The sequence below is a fragment of the Ancylomarina sp. YFZ004 genome, assembly GCF_054254355.1.
The window spans coordinates 49481-70964 of the sequence record NZ_JBTCHQ010000004.1 but is presented as its reverse complement, the minus strand read 5'-3'; the positions used below and the strand labels follow the sequence as shown (position 1 = coordinate 70964).

Sequence of the window (21484 nt, the reverse complement as noted above, 5' to 3'; positions counted from 1 at the left end):
TAAATCGGTTTAGTGACTGACATTAATTCGTTTTTATATTCAAAACCAAACCAATATATAATTACCAAATTGTTTAAACCATTTACAATTAATATTAACTAACTATGAAGAAGTATGTTTTACGAAATCTTCATTCAAGCTTAACTAACCTATTTAGGCTTGAGAGAATGATAGGTGTTTTAGCTTTGCTTTTTGCAATAATGGTTTTACCATTATCAGTGAATGCAAACGTTACCAATTTACCCGATACCAACCAATCGGCTACAGCCCAAAAACTAATTAAGGGTATTGTATCTGAAGAGAGTGGTGAATCACTACCAGGTGTTTCAATTGTAGTAAAAGGAACCACTGTGGGAACTGTAACTGATATCGATGGAAAATTCGAAATTTCAGTGCCAAACGAATCAAGTGTTTTAGTATTTAGCTTTATTGGAATGCTAAAACAAGAAATTGCTGTTGGATCACAATCAGAAGTGAACGTTGTTCTACTTACTGATGCTCTACGAATGGATGAAGTTGTTGTAACTGCCTTAGGCATAAAGAGAGAAAAGAAAGCTCTTGGTTATGCTGTTCAGGATGTTAAGTCTAATGAATTAACTCAAGCAGGTAACTCTGATCTTGTAAGTTCATTGCAAGGTAAAGTTGCTGGTGTACAAATCAGTCAGTCAGGTGGTGGAATTGGTGGTACTTCAAGAATTGAAATTAGAGGTGCCAGTTCACTTTCTGGAAACAACTCTCCACTTTGGGTTGTTGATGGTGTTCCTTTCGATGATGGAAACAGTAGAGATGGTTCTATTTGGGGTGGTACTTCAAGAGCGGGTGGTGCTTTTGATTTGAATCCTGAAGATATTGAATCTGTATCAATTCTAAAAGGTCCTAATGCTGCTGCTCTTTACGGTGAAAGAGGTGGTAATGGTGTGATTTTAGTTACAACTAAAAGAGGTACCAGAGGTAAAGGATTAGGCATTTCATATTCGGGAAGCTACACTTTCACTGACGCTGCTTACATGTTAGATCTTCAAGATAAATATGGACAAGGTACAAGAGGTGAATATGACAAATCAAATGCTTCGTCATGGGGACCTGAAATGAAAGGTCAAATGCTTGAATCATGGACAGGTGAAACTATCGCTTACGAAGCTCAAAAAGATCGACTAAAAGATTTTACAAGAACAGGAACCAGTCAGAAACACAACGTTTCTTTTACAGGTGGTAACGACGAAGGTGCTTACCGTGTTTCTTTAGGTAAAGATATCATGAATGGTATTTACGAAGAACATAAAGTTGAGAAGATTACTTTCGATCTTAGAGCTGACTATGATATTAACTCTTGGTTAAATGTCGATACTAAACTTTCATATTTCGTAACTGAAGGTAATGAGCGTCCTGAAGTTGGAAGCTACAGTTATGTGTCATATTTCAACACAATGCCTATGAATATTCGTAACCGTGACCTTGCTCCTGGTTATGACATCGTTGGTGGTAAACATGTTGAAAAACTTTACACCTCAACTGGTGCTAACCTTAGAAACCCTTATTTCTTGCAAGCACAAACAACCAACAAGGATAAGAAAAACAGAACATTCGGCTATGTAGCTGCTAACATTAAAATCAATTCTGATTTAAAAGCGAAGCTAAAGTACGGAATGGATTTCTATCAATTCGAAAGCTTAGAAGGTTACCAATATGCTGATGCGGTTGACTCGAACCGACCAAATTACAACCCTTCTCAATCTAACTTTAAGGAAGAGAATTTCGAATTCTTACTTTCATATAATAAGGACATCAACGAAGATTTTACAATTGGATTAAATGTTGGTGCAAACAGCATGAAACGACATTTCAACGAACTTAAGTCCACTTCTGGTAGATTAAGTTCTGAAGGTGATTTCTTTTTAGGTGCTGGTTCAAATATCAATTCAACACAGAATATTGAAAAATCAGAAGTTCGTTCTATTTATGGATTTGGTCAGGTTGCTTATAAGAATTTCTTATTCTTAGACTTTACTGCTCGTAACGACTGGTCTTCAACTCTAACGGCTAAAGATTCTGAATTTGACAATTCATATTTCTACCCATCTGTAAGTTTAAGTGGTATCGTTTCTGAGATGGTAGACTTGCCAGAATTTATTTCATTCGCTAAAATAAGAGGATCATGGGCACAAGTTGGTAAAGCCACTACCCCATATAATACAAGTCAAAGTTTCAAAATTGAATCTTGGAACTTCGGATTATCAAGAGGTTTAGTTGAGTCAACTAAGGTTATTAAAGATCTAAAGCCTGAGATTTCTAAGTCATGGGAAATTGGAACTGATATGAGATTCTTGAGCAATCGTATTGGTCTTGACTTTACTTATTACAACGAAGAAACTAAAAATCAAATTTTAGAAGTTCCTACTGTACAAAGTTCTGGATATGAGTATAGGTTGATTAATGCTGGTTTAATTTCGAACAAAGGTATTGAGCTTATGCTGACTACTGTACCTATCAAAACTGATAATTTCAAATTGGGTCTCGACTTTAACTTCGCTAAGAATGAGACTATTCTTGAAGAATTAGATGGTGAATCACCTCTTTATAAAATTGATGATAACAACCAAGTAGTAGGTATACCAGGTAAAAAATTAGGTCTTATTCGTGGAACAACTTACAACAGAAATGAGAATGGTCAGTTAATCGTTGACGATAAAGGTCTACAAACTGTTGATAGTGATAAAAACCAGATTCTTGGTAATATCCAAGCTGACTGGACAGGTTCTATCAACCTAAATGCAGAATACAAAGGATTTTACCTTTCTGTGTTGACTTCTATCCGCGAGGGTGGCGAGATTTACTCTTCTTCTGAAAGAAGTGCGGTTTCTGCTGGTACAGCTGAAAGAACAACTGCGAATGATCGTATGGCTCTTTTCGTTGACGGTGTAACTGCTGATGGTGGATCTAATAATGTAATGATTAGTGCTGAGGAATATTGGAGACAATTATCAAAAGTAGATGAAGAATTTATCTATGATGCTTCATACATGAAATTAAAGGAATTAGCAATTGGTTATAATTTCCCAAAATCTCTATTAAATAAGATCCCTCATAATCCAGTTAAGTCGGTGAGATTATCACTTGTAGGAAGAAACTTATTCTATTTCTACAAGCACACTCCAGGTACAGCTCCTGATGCGAGTGCTTTTAGCTCAGCATTATCAGCTCAGGCTTTCGACTTTTCACCAGTTCCAGCAACTAGAACTTATGGATTTTCACTAAATGTTGGTTTTTAATTATTAAAAAATGAATATCATGAAAAAAATATATTTAGGCCTAATTTCACTAGGACTATTCGTTTTAGCCAGTGGCTGTTCTGATGATTTTGGAGATACAAATGTTCCAGTCGATGCAGTTACTGACGTTGAACCTAAGTTTTTCCTTAGTTCAATGCAACAAGAAGTATTTTCAAACTACCAACGTAACGTAAGTCTTTATCCTGATTTATATTCTCAATACTGGGCCAATACGGTTTCTGGTTTTGGATCACCAAGATATGAATATGTTGATGGTTGGATTGGTAACCAATGGAAAGAACATTATACACGTCACTTACGCGGTTCACTTGCAATTGAAGCCTCATATGCTGACAACCCAATTTATGTAGATGCTTTGGCAATTAAAGATATATGGATGTGTTACTGGTGGTCAAGATTAACTGACACTTACGGTGACATGCCATATTTTGGAGCCGGGGAAGCTGAAGCAGTTCCTTATACTTCTCAAGAGGAAATCTATGCTGATTTATTTAAAAGATTAGATAAAGCTGTTGCAAGTATTACTGGTGGATCAGAACAATACAAGTATGATGGTGGTTACGACCTAATTTATGGTGGTGAGGCTAGTAAGTGGCAAAAATTCGGCAACTCACTTCGCTTACGTTTAGCTATGAGAATCTCCAATGTTGATCCTGAAAAAGCTAAAACTGAAGCACAAGCAGCTATCAATGGTGCAGGTGGTTTATTAGCAAGTAACTCTGATGTTGTTAGAGTTCCTATGTGGAGCGATGGTTGGTTTGACTATATTCATCAAATGGCTTGGAATTGGGATAACATTCGTATGTCGAAAACGTTCTCAAACTATTTATACAACCAATCTTCAGAAGGTGAAGACCCTAGAGCTCCAAAGTGGTTTGCCTACAAGGTTTTTAACGAAAAATTAAAAGTAGCAGAAGCTAAAACAAAAGAAGAAGCAGGTTTTGACAAATATGAAGGATTAGAAAACGGATACAACCTTGTTCCTTCTGATGCTAAAGAAAAGCATGCTACAATCAACCTTGAAGGTGGATATGAAGATTTTGCTGGTAGCTTAAGTCAGCCATCTCATAAAATGTATTGCCCGGTGATGTTCTACTCTGAGGTGAAATTCCTTGAAGCTGAAGCTGCTCTACGTGGATGGACTTCAGGTGATGTTAATGCACTATACAAAGAAGGTGTTGCTGCATCTATGGCATATGTTGGTGTTGCTGATGATGATGCTACTACTTATATCGATGGCATGCCAGACATATCTGGTTCAGATGAAAACAAATTAAAACAACTTATAACTCAAAAGTGGGTAGCTAACTTCCCTAATGGAGTTGAAGGATGGGCTGATTTTAGAAGAACTGATTATCCCGATTTAATCTTACCTCACGATGGTGTAAGTGGTAGTTCAACTGTTGCTAGCGGAACTTGGGTAAAAAGAGTTCGTTACCCAGACAATGAGCATGAACAAAACAAAGACAATATTCCTGCAGCTCTTAATACGACAGATACTGACAGAATGGATATTCGTTTATGGTGGGATACTGCTGATACAAAGACCAAAACTGGTGGTTTAGTGAATAGCAATTTTTAATTAGAAAAAACTAACAGGGTGAATTGGAGACCACACTCTCCTTTCACTTTGTTTAAACTTTTTTATATGAAAACAATAAAATTAAATATAAAGATATTGTCTTTCCTGGCTGCCTTTTTAATGGTTTTTACCATAGGTGCCTGTGATGATGATGACAATTTGGGTCAGGTCGATTCGGCTTCAATCGAGTCAATAATTAAAGAAGCGGAAGCTTTGATTGCAAATAGTGAGGAAGGAACCAGTCCTGGTGCCTATAAACCTGGTTCAAAACAGGAACTTCAGAACGTTATTACTTGGGTAAATTGGAAAATTGCCAATGCTGAATCTCAGGATGACCTTACAGACGCAGCTATAAAACTTCAAGTTTATATCGACAAGTTCAAAGCTAATATTGTAAGATTAGCAGTACCAATTATTGCACAAGGTAACGATACCTATATTCAAATTTCTGATAATATTAAGCCAATATTTAATCAGGCTTTTACTATTGAAACTAAGATATATGTTGTGGATCTAGCTACAAAAGGCTATTCAAATAACATTTTTGCAACTGAACAAGATGGTCCTGATAGTGGTTTTGTTATTCGTTATTTCGGCGATGGTGTGATCCACTTAAATGTTGGAACAGCTGATGGATGGAGAGATGTTAAAACCGAACCTGGTACCATGAAAGCGGGTGAATGGATGCATATTGCTTTTGTAAACGAAATAAGCAGTCAGAAGCTATATATCAACGGTATTGAGGTTTTATCTCAAACTCAAACTTATTTGCCAGCTGCCAGAGCATCATTTGTAATCGGTAATGGTCCAACATGGACTGATCGTGTTGTGAATGCTATGATGAAAGACGTTAGAGTATGGTCAACAGCAAGATCTGCAAGTCAGATTAGCGACAATACTGATGCAACATTTGAAAATACTGAAGCTGATTTAGCTATGTATTTCCCTTTTGATGCAGATTTAGGTACTGAATTTAAAGATAATACTGGAATTTACACCGCTACTTTTAAAGGTGATGTAAGCTGGGCTGCCGATGGTATTCCTCCAGTAATTGTTATTGATTATTCGGCTTTGAAGGCGGCCAAAACTGCCACCCTTAAATTAAAAGATGATCTAGTTGAAGGAACCAATACTGGAGATTATCCTGTTGGAACAAAAGCTTACTTACAAAGTATTGCAGATGATGCAACTGCCAAAATCGATAATGCTAAACGTCAAGATGAAGTTGATAATTTAGTTTCACAAATTAACGCTAAAATTGAGTTGGTTAAAACGAATCTTGTTGCTGATGCAATGGGGGTTTATATCGATCGCGATAATTCTGATGCTGTAGGTTTCCGTATTTCTCCTAATTATACGCCTCAAGGTGATTATACCGTAGAATTTGATGTTAACATCAAAACATTTGCAGGATACAGTAATGGTGAGCTATTTAATAATGGAAACTATGGCGTTTGGGTTTATGGTTACGAAGAGCTAACCGAAGAGAATTTGCTTAAGGCTGGTGGTCTTTGGAATTTCACAAATGCTGGAAACGGCTGGGAAGGTCCTAAAACCGATCCTTTGGTAATGACTCCTGGGACATGGCAACATGTAGCAATTGTTCACGATAACACAGCGCGTACAACAATTCTTTATGTGGATGGCGTTCAAAAAGCTATTTCTGAGGATATAGGTGCTCCTGAGAATTCAGGTTGGGGCGAGACTTGGCTAGGAAATGGCTGGGGTAAAATGAATGGTTCAATCAAAGATTTCCGTCGTTGGGATATCGCTCGAGCAGTAGCTGATTTAAATGCTGATATTGACGGTACAGAAGCCGGTCTGAATGTATACTTCCCACTTGATAAAGTAGGTGGGGTTAAATTTAAAGATGTTACTGGAAATTACGACGGTGAAATCCGTGGAATTGAATGGAATGTAGAATAAGTTAGTAGTTAGATAAGTTTGAATATGGAGTTGCTTTTTTAAGGCAACTCCATTTCTATAACTCAAACAAAATCATCATCTTTATTAAACAAAATCTACAAGAATAAATTAAGCTATGTATCCAACAAAAAAACGACTATTCTTCTTTTTAACACTCCTGCTTATTTCCAGTTCTTTACTGGGGCAATCTTCGAAAATTATGTCCTTTAATATTCGATACGATAACAAATGGGATACCGAGAATAACTGGATGCTTCGCAGAGCCAAACTTATTAAACTAATCGATTATTATCAACCTGATATAATTGCAACACAAGAAGGCCTTAATAAGCAAATCTCATATATAGACAGTGCATTAACCGATTATGATTACGTCGGTATAGGAAGAGAAGATGGCAAGACCAAAGGTGAATACTGTGCCATATTTTATAATACTGAAAAATATAAAATAATCAGACAATCCACGTTTTGGCTTTCTGATACGCCAGATAAAATATCAGTAGGCTGGGATGCTGCTTTAGAACGTATTTGTACTTACGCTCTAGTTGAAAACCTTAGTACAAAAAAACAAACTTACATTTTCAACGCTCATTTTGACCATCAGGGAAAAACAGCTCAAGAGAATTCAGCTCGATTAATTCTAAAAAAAATCAGAGCAATCAACAAAGAAAATTTATCAGTCATTTTAATGGGAGATTTAAATGTGACTCCTGAAGAAAAGACAATTACAATATTAAAAGAAGAATTAACTGACGCTATTAGTCAAGCTTCTTCCCCATTTTACGGACCTAAAGGCACATTCAATGCTTTTAAAGATGAACCCGTAACCAAACGCATAGATTACTTTTTTATAAAAAACATCAACATACTGTCTTACTCACATTTAGATGATCGATTAAATAACAACAGATTCATCTCCGATCACTTTCCTGTTTTAGTGGAAATAGAATAAGGACAAAACCTAATTAAGTCAACATCAAACTCACACGCTATACCTATTCAAAATGAACAAGTTAAACCTAAGCAAGATTCTATTTTTGGCATTAACATTAAGCCTTGGAATCCTATCCTGCCAAACAAAAGAAAAACAACAGATTGCAATAAATAACAATCCAATTCAATTTGTCGATCCTACAATAGGTTCTGGAGGACATGGTCACGTTTTTGTAGGAGCTAGTGTTCCATTTGGAGCCGTTCAAATCGGACCAAATAATATTACGATGGAATGGGACTGGTGCTCTGGTTATCACCACTCTGACACAACAATCATAGGTTTTGCTCATACGCATTTAAGTGGAACTGGTATTGGTGATTTAGGTGATATTCTAATTATGCCTGTGACTTCGTTAAACGAACCTACAAGTGAAAACTTAGAAGCTAAAAACCGTCTATCGACTTTCTCACACAAATCAGAAACGGTTCAGCCATCATATTACTCAGTTCATTTAGATAAATATAATATTGATGTTGAACTTACAGCAAGCGAGCGTGTAGGTTTCCAGAAATACCAATACAACAAGAAAGGAAACTCACAAATTGTTATCGATTTGGCTAGGGGAATTGGTTGGGACAAACTTGACAAAGCAGAACTTAGTAAGCTTGATGATTATAGCGTTGCAGGATATCGTTTTTCAAAAGGATGGTCGAAAGATCAGAGAATATATTTCGTAACAAGATTCTCTAAAAAAATTAAAGACCTTAAACAAGTTGGAAAGAATGCTGAATATACGGTATTAAACTTTGAAGGGAATGGAGAATTAATGCTTAAAACAGCTATTTCTCCTGTCAGCATTGATGGAGCTCAAAACAATATGAAAGTTGAGATACCAGATTGGGATTTTGAAAAGGTCCAAGCCAATGCTGATAAAAAATGGAATAAAGAGCTAAATAAAATCCAGATTAAAACGAACAACAAAAAGGATCTGAAAACTTTCTATACAGCTTGCTACCACAGCATGATTGCCCCTAGCCTTTTTAACGATATTAACAAAGATTATAGAGGAACAGATAAGAAGCTTTACAAGAATGTAAACTTCAATAACTACTCGGTATTTTCTTTATGGGATACCTATAGAACTGCTCATCCCCTATTTACAATTACACAAAGCGAAAGAGTTAGCGATATGGTTAATTCGATGCTTAAAATTTATGAGCAACAAGGTAAATTACCTGTTTGGCATTTAATGGGAAGTGAGACCAATACCATGGTCGGTTATTCAGCCATTCCTGTAGTCGTTGATGCATGTTTAAAAGGAATAAAAGGCATTGACTACAAATTAGCTTACGAAGCTGTAAAAACAACGGCAATGGGTGATTTACACCCAGGTGTTAAAGAAATGATGGAGCTTGGCTACATTCCAGCCGATGCCATGCATGAATCTGTAGCAATGGCTATGGAGTATGCCATTAGCGATTGGACAATTAGCAAATTTGCTGAACGTTTAAATAAAAAGGAAGACGCTCTTTATTTTAAGAAACGATCTGAGGCATACAAAAACTACTTCGATCCTTCTGACAAATTCATGAAAGGTAAAATGACAGATGGAAGTTGGAGAACGCCTTTCAATCCTTATTCTGCACAACACCGTGTAAACGATTATTGTGAAGGAAATGCTTGGCAATACCTTTGGTTGGTCCCACAAAATCCAGAAGGCTTAATTGAGCTTATGGGTGGCGATAAACCATTCATTAGCAAGCTTGATTCATTATTCTCAATCTCTTCTGAATTGGAAGAGGGCGCATCTAATGATATCACGGGTTTAATTGGTCAGTACGCTCATGGTAACGAACCATCTCATCATACAAGCTACTTGTATGCATACGCTGGTCAGCAATACAAAACGGCAGATAAGGTGCGCTACATTATGAATGAGCTTTACTCCGACCAAATAGATGGTCTATGTGGTAATGAAGATTGTGGGCAAATGTCAGCCTGGTATATCATGTCTTCAATGGGAATGTATCCAGTTAACCCAAGTAATGGCGCTTATGTTTTTGGTAGTCCACTTTTCGATGAAGCAACAATCAATTTACCAGAAAATAAGAGCTTCAATATCATCGCTAAAAACAACAGCAAAACAAACATTTATATTCAATCAGTGAGCTTAAATGGTGAAGCTTATAGCAAAACCTTTATAACTCATAAAGATATTTTAAAAGGTGGAAACTTAGTTTTTGAAATGGGTGCAAAACCAAATAAAGAGTTTGGTGCAGCTGCTCAGGACAGACCTAAATCAATTGTATACTAGTATAAAACAGACCGATGAATAAAATTCAGATCTTAATATTAGCCATAGCAAGTTTGCTAACGGCATGCGGAAACGAGAAAGAAGTTAAGAACGATTCCTCACTCGTTGATCTTGTGAATCCATTGATGGGAACCGATTCTGATCATGGCTTATCAAATGGTAACACCTACCCTGCTGTGGCGCTGCCATGGGCGATGAATTTTTGGACGCCACAAACAGGTAAAATGGGCGATGGATGGTGTTATGCCTACGATGCAAAAACCATTCGAGGCATCAAGCAAACGCATCAACCTAGTCCTTGGATCAACGATTATGCAGCCTTTTCATTAATGGCTGTAACGGGTGATTTAAAGTTTAAAGAAGATGAAAGAGCTTCATGGTTTTCACACAAATCTGAAATTTCAAAGCCGAATTACTATAAGGTTTACCTTGCAGATTATGATGTAAGTGTTGAAATAACACCTACTGAAAGGGCGGCTATGTTTCGCTTCACATTTCCTGAGAACAAAGATTCTTACATCCTTCTAGATGGTTTTTTCAAGGGATCAGAAGTGACAATTCTACCTGAGCAAAGAAAAATAATTGGTTATTGCCGAAACAACAGTGGCGGAGTACCCGATAATTTCCACAATTATTTTGTAGCTGAATTCGATAAGGATTTTGAATTGACACATACTTGGAATGGTGATGAGTTAAAAGAAAATTCAAAAACTGCCACAGGCGAACATGTTGGTGCCATTATAGGATTCAAAACTAAAAAAGGCGAACAAGTTAACGTAAAAGTTGCCTCATCTTTTATTAGTCCTGAACAAGCACAATTAAACTTAGATCGTGAAATAGGTGACAAAAAGTTTGATCAAGTTCAAGCGGAAGCAAAACAAGTTTGGAACAAAGAATTATCAAGAATAAAAGTAGAAGGTGGCACAGATGACCAAATGAAAACCTTCTATTCTTGCTTGTATCGTGTTCTATTATTTCCACGTAAGTTTCACGAAATTAACGATAAAAATGAAGTGATTCATTACAGTCCTTACAATGGTAAAGTACTGCCCGGCTATATGTTTACTGATAATGGCTTTTGGGATACATTTCGAGCAGTCTTTCCATTTTTCACACTGATGTACCCAGACTTGAATTCTCAAATTATGGAAGGTTTAGTCAACACTTACAAGGAAAGTGGCTGGTTGCCAGAATGGGCTAGCCCAGGCCATAGAGGTTGTATGATCGGTTCTAACTCGGCATCCTTAATTGCTGATTCATATTTAAAAGGAATCCGTGGTTACGATATTGAAACTCTGTATGAGGCGATTCTAAAAAACACCAAAGATTATAAGAAAGATATTACATCGGTTGGTCGATTTGGAGCTGAATATTATAACAAACTGGGTTATGTACCCTATAATGTTGGTGTCAACGAAAACACAGCCAGAACCTTAGAATATGCTTATGCAGATTACTGTATTTGGAAGCTAGCTATTGAGTTAAAACGTCCTCAGAAAGAAATTGATCTTTTTAAGAAAAGAGCACAAAACTTTAGAAATGTATTCGATTCTGAAACAGGTTTAATGCGAGGTAAAAACGAAGATGGTTCTTTCCAGTCACCGTTTAACCCACTTAAATGGGGAGATGCCTTTACCGAAGGAAATAGTTTACACTATACCTGGTCTGTTTTCCAGGATGTGCAGGGCCTAATCGACTTAATGGGTGGTGAAGAGAACTTCACTTCTACATTGGATGGTGTTTTTAATATGCCTCCTGATTTCGATGCGTCTTACTACGGTTTTACAATTCACGAAATCCGTGAAATGCAAATCGCTAATATGGGAAATTATGCACATGGTAATCAACCTATTCAGCACATGATCTACTTATACAATTATGCAGGTCAACCTTGGAAAACTCAAACTAGAATTAGAGAAGTAATGGATCGTTTATATACGCCACAGGCCGATGGTTATTGCGGTGATGAAGATAACGGTCAGACCTCTGCTTGGTATGTATTCAGTTCTATGGGCTTCTACCCTGTTTGCCCAGGAAGCGATGAATACGTATTCGGTTCTCCACTATTTGACAAAGTGAGTTTAACTTTAGAAAATGGTAAAACCTTTACCATAAACTCGAAAGATAATTCTACAAAAAATGTTTTTGTAAACGAAATCAAACTGAATGATAAAACGTATGATTTCAACTACATCAAACATCAAGATATTTTAAATGGTGGTGTTCTCAGTTTTAATATGACGAATCAACCAAATATGAAGCGAGGTACTGATAAAAGCGCCTACCCTTCATCAATGTCTAAATAAAACCATTTTATAAATCCGTTACTCCTACCATATCCTATGAAACGTCGAAATTTCCTTAAGAACTCAATGCTTTTTACTGGTGGTCTGCTTTTAGCAGGCAGTCAAAGCTTCGCCCTATCAAAAGATTTAAAATATGTATCAAACCGACCAGAAGCTAATAAACGTAAGTTTGTTAGCAAATCGGTTGATCGAACAATCGCAAAGGTCAAAAAAGCTATTTCAAACCAAGAACTCGCTTGGATGTTCGAAAACTGTTTCCCAAATACTTTGGACACAACAGTGAAATATTCTGAGATTGATGGAAAACCAGATTCATTCGTCATTACAGGTGATATTGATGCTATGTGGTTACGAGATTCTACAGCACAGGTATGGCCTTACCTTCCACTAGTTAAAGGCGATAACGATTTAAAGAAACTTTTCAGAGGACTAATCAATCGCCAAACAAAGTGTATCAATATCGATCCTTTTGCCAATGCTTTTAATTTCGAAAAAGTACAAAAAGGACATTGGGATACTGATGTGACTGATATGAAGCCAGAAATTTACGAACGCAAGTGGGAAATCGATTCTCTTTGCTACCCAATTCGATTAGCTTATCATTATTGGAAATCAACAGGAGATACCAAATGTTTTGATTCTAAGTGGCAAGATTCCATGCAGACGATCCTTGATACGTTTAAAGATCAGCAAAGAAAAGAGAATAATGGTTCCTACTCATTTTTAAGAGTTACAGATAGATTCTACGATAACTTACCAGGAGTTGGGTACGGTAACCCTACAAACCCTATCGGACTTATCGTTTCATCATTCCGTCCATCAGACGATGCTACTCTTTTTCCATTTCTAATTCCATCGAATTATTTTGCTGTAACATCATTAAGGCAAATGGCTGAAATGCTTCAAGCTTTTGGTGTAAAAAATCAACTAGCTAAAGATGCTACTGATTTGGCTAGTGAAGTGGATGCAGCCCTCGAAAAATACGCGATTGGCGATCATCTCAATTATGGAAAAACCATTGCCTTTGAAGCTGATGGTTTTGGTAATAAAATGTTCATGGATGATGCCAATATTCCAAACCTTCTTTCATTACCCTATTTAGGTGCGATGGATTCGAAGAATCCACTTTATCAGAATACTAGAAAATTTGTACTAAGTGAAAATAACCCTTGGTTTTTTAAAGGGAAAGCAGCTGAAGGCGTGGGTGGCCCGCATGTAGGTATGGACATGATTTGGCCTATGAGCATTATCATGAGAGCTATAACATCGGATAATGATCAAGAAATCAAAAACTGTTTGTCAATGTTGATAAAAACCCATGCAGGAACAGGTTTCATGCACGAAACTTTCCACAAAGACAATCCTGAGAAATTCTCTAGGTCGTGGTTTGCATGGGCAAATACGCTCTTTGGCGAACTGATCCTGAAAATCTATAACGAGAGACCAAACATACTATCTACCATCGATTAGTTCGCAGACATGAAATCTATCAAACAACTACTATTCACTTTTTTCATCTCTTGCTTTTTATTTTTCGGAAAGGCTCAGGCACAGCAAAATTCGCCATGGCATATTACGGCTACTGATCCTACTGATTATGTAGGCATTGCATTAGCAAATGGTCGAATTGGTCTCATGCCTTCCGAAAAACCATTGGAAGTAAAATCACTTATCCTTAATCATGTTTTCGATAAGGAATCGCCTTTGGGCGTGAGTAAACTTTTGTTGGGTATCAACTTTGCGAACCTCGAACTTCATATTGATGGTGAAAAAGTAGACGAGTCGAATACCAGTAAGTGGAAACAGGTGCTTGATATGAAAGGTGCTTGTTTAAATACAAGTATTCAATTTAAGGATATCGCTTTAATTGAATATAGCACCCGAGCCCTGCGAGGAATGCCATATGGCGGATTAATCGATATTAATATTACACCTCTAAAAAAGGCTATTCAGATAAAAGTTTTGGGTAAAATAAGCTGTCCTTCTGAGTACACTGATCAGATTTCGACCTTTAGAATCTTGAGAGATCTCGAAGCACGAATGCCTTTATTGCAGACTGTTGCCAAGAGTCCTTATGGCAAACATACTTTAGCAGCTACGGCTTCATTTATTTTCAATCATGAATTCCCTGAATTCAAACACCAAATCGATAATGAATTTCAACACGCTTTAAGTTTCGAAAGAGAATTACCTCAGGGTAAAACTTACAATTTTGCCTGGACAGGTGCTATTTGTACCACACAGGATTTTAACGATCCTCAGTCTGAATCTGAGCGTATGGTGATCTTCAACTTAAGAGGAAATAAAGATGCCATGATTGCAAAACATCAGCAATTGTGGAATGAGCTTTGGCAGGGTGATATCGAAATTGAAGGCGATTTAGAATCACAACGCGATGTTCGTCTGGCTTTGTATCATTTGTATTCTTTCTCACGCGAAGATTCGAACCTTAGTATTTCGCCAATGGGACTTTCATCTCTTGGTTACAATGGTCATGTTTTTTGGGATACCGAATTGTGGATGTATCCTCCTCTTTTGGTCTTTAATCAGGGGATCGCAAAATCTTTATTGAACTATCGATCTAATCGATTAGATAAGGCCATTCAAAAAGCTCAGAATTTCGGATACAAGGGTGCTATGTTCCCTTGGGAATCAGACGAATCTGGCGAAGAGGCAACGCCTACCTGGGCACTTACCGGCACCTTCGAACATCATATAACAGCTGATGTTGGAATCGCATTCTGGAATTACTATCGAGTAAGTAAAGACAAAGCATGGTTAAGCAAAACAGGATATCCTATGTTGAAGGAGGTTGCTGATTTTTGGGTGAGTCGTTCAAATAAAAATTCAGATGGTACTTATTCCATTAAAAATGTTGTTGGAGCCAATGAGTTTGCCCCTAATGTCGACGATAATGCATTTACCAATGGATCGGCAAAAACGGTTCTGGAATATGCTTATTTAGCAGCTATGGAATTAGGTATCACACCTAATAAGCAATGGAAAGAAGTAGCTGATCATCTGAAGTTCAACTTCTTCGAAGATGGAACCATGATGGAACATACAAGTTACGATGGTGCAATCATCAAACAGGCCGATGTTAATCTTTTAGCTTACCCATTGTCAGTAGTAACTAAAAAGGAAGCTATTGAAAAGGATCTGGAATATTACGAGCCTAAAATGGCAGCAGAAGGTCCCGCAATGAGTCATTCTGTTCTTTCTATTCTGCATGCTCGTTTGGGAGATACGAAAAAAGCTTACGATTTGTTTAAAAGAGCTTACGAACCTAATAAGCGTGCACCCTTTGGTGCTTTGGCTGAATCAGCAATGAGCCATAACCCCTATTTTGCAACGGGTGCCGGAGGTATGCTTCAATCTGTAATCTTTGGTTTTGCAGGTTTACATATCACTAAAGATGGCATTGTTCAGAAAGATCCTTGTTTGCCTAAGCAGTGGAAAAAATTAACGATTAAAGGCGTTGGTTCACAAAAGCAAACCTATGTTGTAGACTAGTGTTGCTTTCTACATAAGTGTTTAAATTAAAGATATATCCAGTGAAAAAAACGACATATTATTTAAGCCTGTTCTTGTTATTCATTAGTACTGTTTCTTGCAGTTCTGATGAAGAATTAAGCATGGCTTCTCCCGATGGAAAATTAAGTCTTCAAGTGAATTTGAACGAGAAAGGCGAAATTTATTACCAGCTAAAAAACTCACAAACCCACCTGATTAATCCATCTAGATTGGGTTTCATACTTAAAGACAATGATTCATTCTCACATTCTTTTAAGATCCTTAAAACCGAGAGCAGTCAGAAAGATGAAACCTGGAATCCGGTATGGGGGGAAAATGAGAGTATTCGTGATAATTATAAACAACTGTCAGTAAAACTCGAAAATGCGAATGGTGGGAAAATGAACCTTTATTTTAAGCTGTATGACGATGGCTTAGGTTTTCGCTACGAAATTCCTAAGCAGAAAGGGCTAAATGAGATTCTGGTGATGAATGAGCTTACTGAATTTAATTTTGCGAATGACGCCACAGCCTGGTCTATCCCTGCTAATTATGAGTCATATGAAATGTTGTATAGAACCAGCCCTTTAAGCGAAGTGAAAGATGCAAATACGCCTTTGACCTGCCGTACCGAGTCTGGAATACATCTAAGTATTCATGAAGCGAATCTTACTGATTATCCTGGCATGACTTTAAAACAAGTTGAAGGCAATTCATTTTCTTGTAATTTGGTTCCATGGCCTGATGGCATAAAAGTAAAAGCGAACGAGACGCTTATTTCTCCATGGCGAAGCATCACCATTACTCAAAATGCCGCTCAGTTAGTTGAATCAAACTTAATTGTAAATCTAAATGATCCTAATAAATTAGAAGAGATCTCCTGGATAGAACCTCAAAAATATGTGGGTATCTGGTGGGGTATGCATTTAGGTGTCGCAACCTGGACAATGGGCCCAAAACATGGTGCTACAACTGCAAACATGAAAAAGTACATCGATTTTGCAGCTGACAATAAGATTCAAGCCGTATTGGCCGAAGGTTGGAACACAGGCTGGGAAAATTGGGGTAAAGCACGCGCTTTCGATCAAGTAACGCCCTATGCCGATTTCGATTTTGAAGAGATTGTCGCTTACGCTGATAAAAAAGGAATTGAATTGATCGGACATCACGAAACGGGTGGAGATATCTTCTTTTACGAACAGCAAATGGAAAAGGCAATGAAGAAACTTCATAATGCTGGTATCCGTAGTTTAAAAACCGGTTATGCCGGGCCTATTCCTCAAGGGCATTTTCATCACGGCCAGCGAATGGTTCAGCACTATCGTAAGGTTCTTGAAACTGCCGCAAAGAATAAGATAATGGTAAATGCTCATGAGCCTATTAAGGCTACCGGTATACGACGTACTTATCCGAATATGATGGCTCGTGAAGGTGCTCGTGGCATGGAGTGGAATGGATGGAGTGAGGGGAATCCTCCTGAGCATCATGTGATGCTTCCATTTACACGTTGTTTGGGCGGCCCCTTAGATTATACGCCCGGAACTTTCGACATCTTATACAAGAATCGAAAAGAATACATTCATTGGAACAATAACGATAAAGGAAATAGTAGAGTCAACACCACACTTGCCAAACAATTAGCCATGTGGGTATGTTTGTATTCTCCTGTTCAAATGGCCTCTGATCTTATTGAAAATTATAAAGGGCAAGCTGCTTTTCAGTTTTTTAGAAACTTACCTTCAAAATGGGAAGCGTCTAAAGTGTTAGCTGCAGAAATTGGAGATTACTATGCGGTTGCCCGAAAAAATGGAGCCAATTGGTATGTAGGTGCTATGACTGATGAAAAAGCAAGAGATATTTCCCTAGACTTATCCTTTTTAGAATCAGGAAAGAAATACAAGGCGACTATTTACTCAGATAATGACGAAACCTCATTAATCGACAAACCAACAGCCATTGATATCAATAGCATCGAGGTAGATTCTGAGACGGTTTTAGAGGTGAAAATGTCGGCAGGTGGTGGACAAGCCATTGAGTTGATCGAAATCAAATAAAAAAGAGTTATGCAACGAATTTCCAGTCTTTTAATTCTTCTATTCGTCTACATGAGCAGTTTTGCCCAGTATGTAGAACATGTCAATCCATTTATCGGATCAAGTAATTTTGGGACAACGAATCCCGGAGCTCTTGTTCCACGAGGCATGGTTTCTGTCACGCCATTTAATGTATCCGGTTCGGAACTTAATACTTTTGATAAGGATGCACGATGGTGGTCGACCCCCTACTCCGCTGACAATTCATATCTAACAGGTTTTTCACACGTCAATCTGAGTGGAGTTGGCTGTCCAGATTTAGGAGTGATCATTCTGATGCCGACAACGGGTGAGGTTAATGCAGATCCTAAAGAATATGGGTCGATAATGGAACAACAGAAAGCTGAACCGGGCTACTATCAGACTCAATTGAAGAAATACGATATCACAGCCGAAGTCAGCGCAACAAAAAGAGTTGGAATTAGTCGTTTTACTTTTCCGGAAGGCAAATCGAATATCCTTCTGAATTTAGGACTTGGACTTACAAATGAGACTGGTGCTATGGTGCACATTGTAAACAATCAAGAAATTGAAGGTTCTCGTATGACAGGTACGTTCTGTTATAATGATGGTTCGGAACGTCCTGTGTATTTTGTTGCTCGTTTTAACAAGCCAGCTGAAAAGTTTGGAACATGGAAAAAGATGCCTGAAATGCAAGCAGAAGCATCATGGAGTAAAACCAGTGGAAAATACAAATACTACGATGGTTTCAATCAGCCAATGAATGGCAATGATGTAGGAAGCTATTTCACTTTCAACACAAAAAACAATGAACAAATCACTGTGGAAGTAGGGGTTTCTTATGTCAGTATTGAAAATGCCAGATTGAACTTAGATACAGAATCCAACCAATTCGATTTTGAAAAAACAAGATCTAATGCTTCTAAAGATTGGGATGCAGTTCTATCAAGAATGAAAGTTGAAGGTGGCACAGAAGATCAGAAAACGATTTTCTACACAGCACTGTATCACACTCAAATTCATCCTAACATTATCAACGATGTTAATGGGCAATATCCAGCAATGGAATCTTTTGAAATAAAAGAATCGAAGGATTGTAATCGTTACACAGTTTTCTCTTTATGGGACACCTATCGTAATTACCATCCACTAATGTCACTTGTATACCCTGATGAGCAATTGGATATGGTTCGCTCCATGGTTGATATGTATAAAGAAAGTGGCTGGTTGCCTAAATGGGAACTCAATAGCAAAGAAACACACGTAATGGAAGGAGATCCTGCCATACCTGTTATTGTTGACACTTACCTAAGAGGCTTAACTGATTTTGATGTCGAGGCAGCTTATGAAGCCATGATTAAATCAGCAACAACAGAAGGATCTAAAAACAAGTTACGCCCCGATATAGATCATTATTTATCGAATGGTTATGTACCATTAAAGGAGGAATTTGACAACTCTGTCTCCCATGCTTTAGAGTATTATATTGCTGATTGGAATTTAGCTCAATTTGCAAAAGCCTTGAATAAAAAAGGTGATTACAAGAAGTTCCTAAAGCAATCTCATGCTTACAAAAATTACTTCGATCAAGAATCAGGTATACTTCGCCCGAGATTAGAAACAGGTAAATTCTTAACGGATTTCGACCCAATGCAAGGTGAAAATTTTGCACCATCACCTGGTTTTCATGAAGGAACTGCATGGCAATACGCATTTTGTGTCCCTCATGATATCAAAGGCCTTAGTAAATTAATGGGTGGCAATAAAACCTTCATTAAAAAATTACAATCGGTTTTCGACTTAAATCGTTTTGATATGGCAAATGAGCCAGATATCCACTACCCTTACCTGTTCAATTTTGTTAAAGGAGAAGAGTGGCGATCACAAAAAGAGGTACGTAAGCTGATTAATAAGCATTACAAAAACTCACCAGATGGTATCCCAGGAAATGATGATTGTGGAACATTATCCGCTTGGCTTATTTATAGCATGATGGGCTTATATCCAGTTTGTCCAGGAAATACGGATTATGCAATTACAAGTCCAGTATTCGATAAAATTACTATTCAACTTGATCAAAATTATTATCAAGGTGAAACACTAGAAATCATCAGTCATAAAAAAGATTCAAACGATCATCTCATTCAGAAAATGATGTGGAATGGAAATAAGCATACCTCCTATTTCATCAACCACAAGACAATAAGTGAAGGTGGGAAACTAGAATTCTTCCTAAAAAAATAAAGCGTAATTCAATAATACCAGATACATACCAATGTCAAAAACCAATACCAAACAAAAACACCCAGCTACTTGGATCCCGACTGCTTATTTTGCGATGGGTTTGCCTTTTATTGCTATCGCTCAAGCATCTGTACTCATGTTTAAGAGTTTTGATGTTTCCGATTCACTAATTGCATTTTGGACTTCACTTATCATGTTACCTTGGACATTAAAACCACTATGGAGTCCAATTTTGGAGATGTTTAAAACAAAAAAACATTTTGTAGTCGCTACACAACTTGTAACGGGACTCACATTTGCTCTGGTCGCTTTGGCATTACCATTAGAGAATTTCTTCACATACTCTATAGCTTTATTAGCTGTTATAGCTTTTAGTGGCGCAACCCATGATATCGCAACTGATGGTGTTTACTTAAGTGTTTTATCAGGAAAATTACAAGCAAAGTATATCGGATGGCAAGGAGCCTCTTATAATCTTGCAAAAATCTTAACTGCTGGTGCTTTTGTTTATTTAGCAGGTATCCTCGAAGAACGTTTTGGTGTGTTGCATGCATGGATGGCGGTTATGCTAACCTATGCTGCAATCATGATTTCATTGGCTCTATATCATATTAAAATGTTACCCTCTGGAGGAAATGCAACCAATGAGGTGGCTTCATTAAGTGAGGGATTCAAAACTTTATTAGATGTCATAAAAACCTTTTTCCAGAAAAAATATATAGGTTGGTTTATTGCCTTCATTATCGTCTATCGATTTGCAGAAGGCTTTGCTATCAAAATAGCTCCTTTGTTTTTTAAAGCAGCAATCGCAGATGGAGGTTTAGGACTTAGCACTTCGCAAATTGGCCTCATTTATGGCGTATTTGGTTCTGGAGCTTTTGTTATCGGTTCAATTTTAGCTGGTTATTATATTTCAGCTCGAGGCTTGAAAAAATCATTGTTCACTCTTGTGTGCATCTTCAACATCCAATTTATAGTCTATGCTCTTTTAGCGGTTTATCGCCCTGGGAGTCTATATATAATTGGATCAGCAGTAGTCGTAGAATACTTTGTTTATGGTTTCGGCTTTGTTGGTTTAATGCTATTTATGATGCAACAAGTTGCTCCCGGAAAATATAAGATGGCTCATTATGCATTTGCTACAGGAATCATGAATCTAGGCTTTATGCTTCCTGGTATGCTCAGTGGTTTCATGAGTGATTGGTTAGGTTATAAGATGTTCTTTATATGCATACTTATAGTTACAATTCCAGCTCTATTTGCAGCAAAACTAGTTCCCTTTGTTCATTCAGAGAACAATGAAGCAGACGAATAATATTGA

At 37.4% G+C, this 21484-nt stretch carries 11 protein-coding genes; all 11 read left to right on the top strand.

Annotated elements, in window-relative coordinates:
- Positions 1 to 104: 104 nt before the first annotated feature.
- The 11 genes from ACXR6G_RS08040 (at position 105) to ACXR6G_RS07990 (ending at position 21478) form a co-directional block, all read left to right on the top strand.
- On the top strand, positions 105 to 3269 hold the full coding sequence (locus ACXR6G_RS08040; RefSeq protein WP_458360904.1) for a SusC/RagA family TonB-linked outer membrane protein: 3165 nt from the start codon (positions 105 to 107) through the stop codon (positions 3267 to 3269).
- Between the two features lie 19 nt (positions 3270 to 3288).
- Positions 3289 to 4872 (top strand): SusD/RagB family nutrient-binding outer membrane lipoprotein, encoded by a 1584-nt coding sequence (locus ACXR6G_RS08035; protein ID WP_458360903.1) that lies wholly within the window; start codon positions 3289 to 3291, stop codon positions 4870 to 4872.
- A 66-nt stretch (positions 4873 to 4938) separates the two neighbouring features.
- On the top strand, positions 4939 to 6798 hold the full coding sequence (locus ACXR6G_RS08030) for a LamG-like jellyroll fold domain-containing protein (protein WP_458360902.1): 1860 nt from the start codon (positions 4939 to 4941) through the stop codon (positions 6796 to 6798).
- A 115-nt stretch (positions 6799 to 6913) separates the two neighbouring features.
- Positions 6914 to 7750, top strand: a complete 837-nt coding sequence (locus ACXR6G_RS08025; RefSeq protein ID WP_458360901.1) for an endonuclease/exonuclease/phosphatase family protein — start codon at positions 6914 to 6916, stop codon at positions 7748 to 7750.
- Between the two features lie 52 nt (positions 7751 to 7802).
- Positions 7803 to 10046 carry a GH92 family glycosyl hydrolase gene (locus ACXR6G_RS08020; RefSeq protein WP_458360900.1) on the top strand — a complete coding sequence of 748 codons (2244 nt, stop codon included), beginning with the start codon at positions 7803 to 7805 and terminating at the stop codon, positions 10044 to 10046.
- Positions 10047 to 10060: 14 nt separating this feature from the next.
- Complete coding sequence (locus tag ACXR6G_RS08015) at positions 10061 to 12352, top strand: GH92 family glycosyl hydrolase (RefSeq protein ID WP_458360899.1); 2292 nt, start codon at positions 10061 to 10063, stop codon at positions 12350 to 12352.
- A 36-nt stretch (positions 12353 to 12388) separates the two neighbouring features.
- Positions 12389 to 13822, top strand: a complete 1434-nt coding sequence (locus ACXR6G_RS08010; RefSeq protein WP_458360898.1) for a glycoside hydrolase family 125 protein — start codon at positions 12389 to 12391, stop codon at positions 13820 to 13822.
- Positions 13823 to 13831: 9 nt separating this feature from the next.
- A complete protein-coding gene (locus tag ACXR6G_RS08005; protein ID WP_458360897.1) occupies positions 13832 to 15865 on the top strand; it encodes a glycosyl hydrolase family 95 catalytic domain-containing protein in 2034 nt (677 codons plus the stop codon).
- A 41-nt stretch (positions 15866 to 15906) separates the two neighbouring features.
- Positions 15907 to 17919 carry a glycoside hydrolase family 97 protein gene (locus ACXR6G_RS08000; RefSeq protein WP_458360896.1) on the top strand — a complete coding sequence of 671 codons (2013 nt, stop codon included), beginning with the start codon at positions 15907 to 15909 and terminating at the stop codon, positions 17917 to 17919.
- Positions 17920 to 17928: 9 nt separating this feature from the next.
- Complete coding sequence (locus ACXR6G_RS07995; RefSeq protein WP_458360895.1) at positions 17929 to 20163, top strand: GH92 family glycosyl hydrolase; 2235 nt, start codon at positions 17929 to 17931, stop codon at positions 20161 to 20163.
- A gap of 31 nt (positions 20164 to 20194) precedes the next feature.
- On the top strand, positions 20195 to 21478 hold the full coding sequence (locus ACXR6G_RS07990; RefSeq protein WP_458360894.1) for an MFS transporter: 1284 nt from the start codon (positions 20195 to 20197) through the stop codon (positions 21476 to 21478).
- Positions 21479 to 21484: the final 6 nt, after the last annotated feature.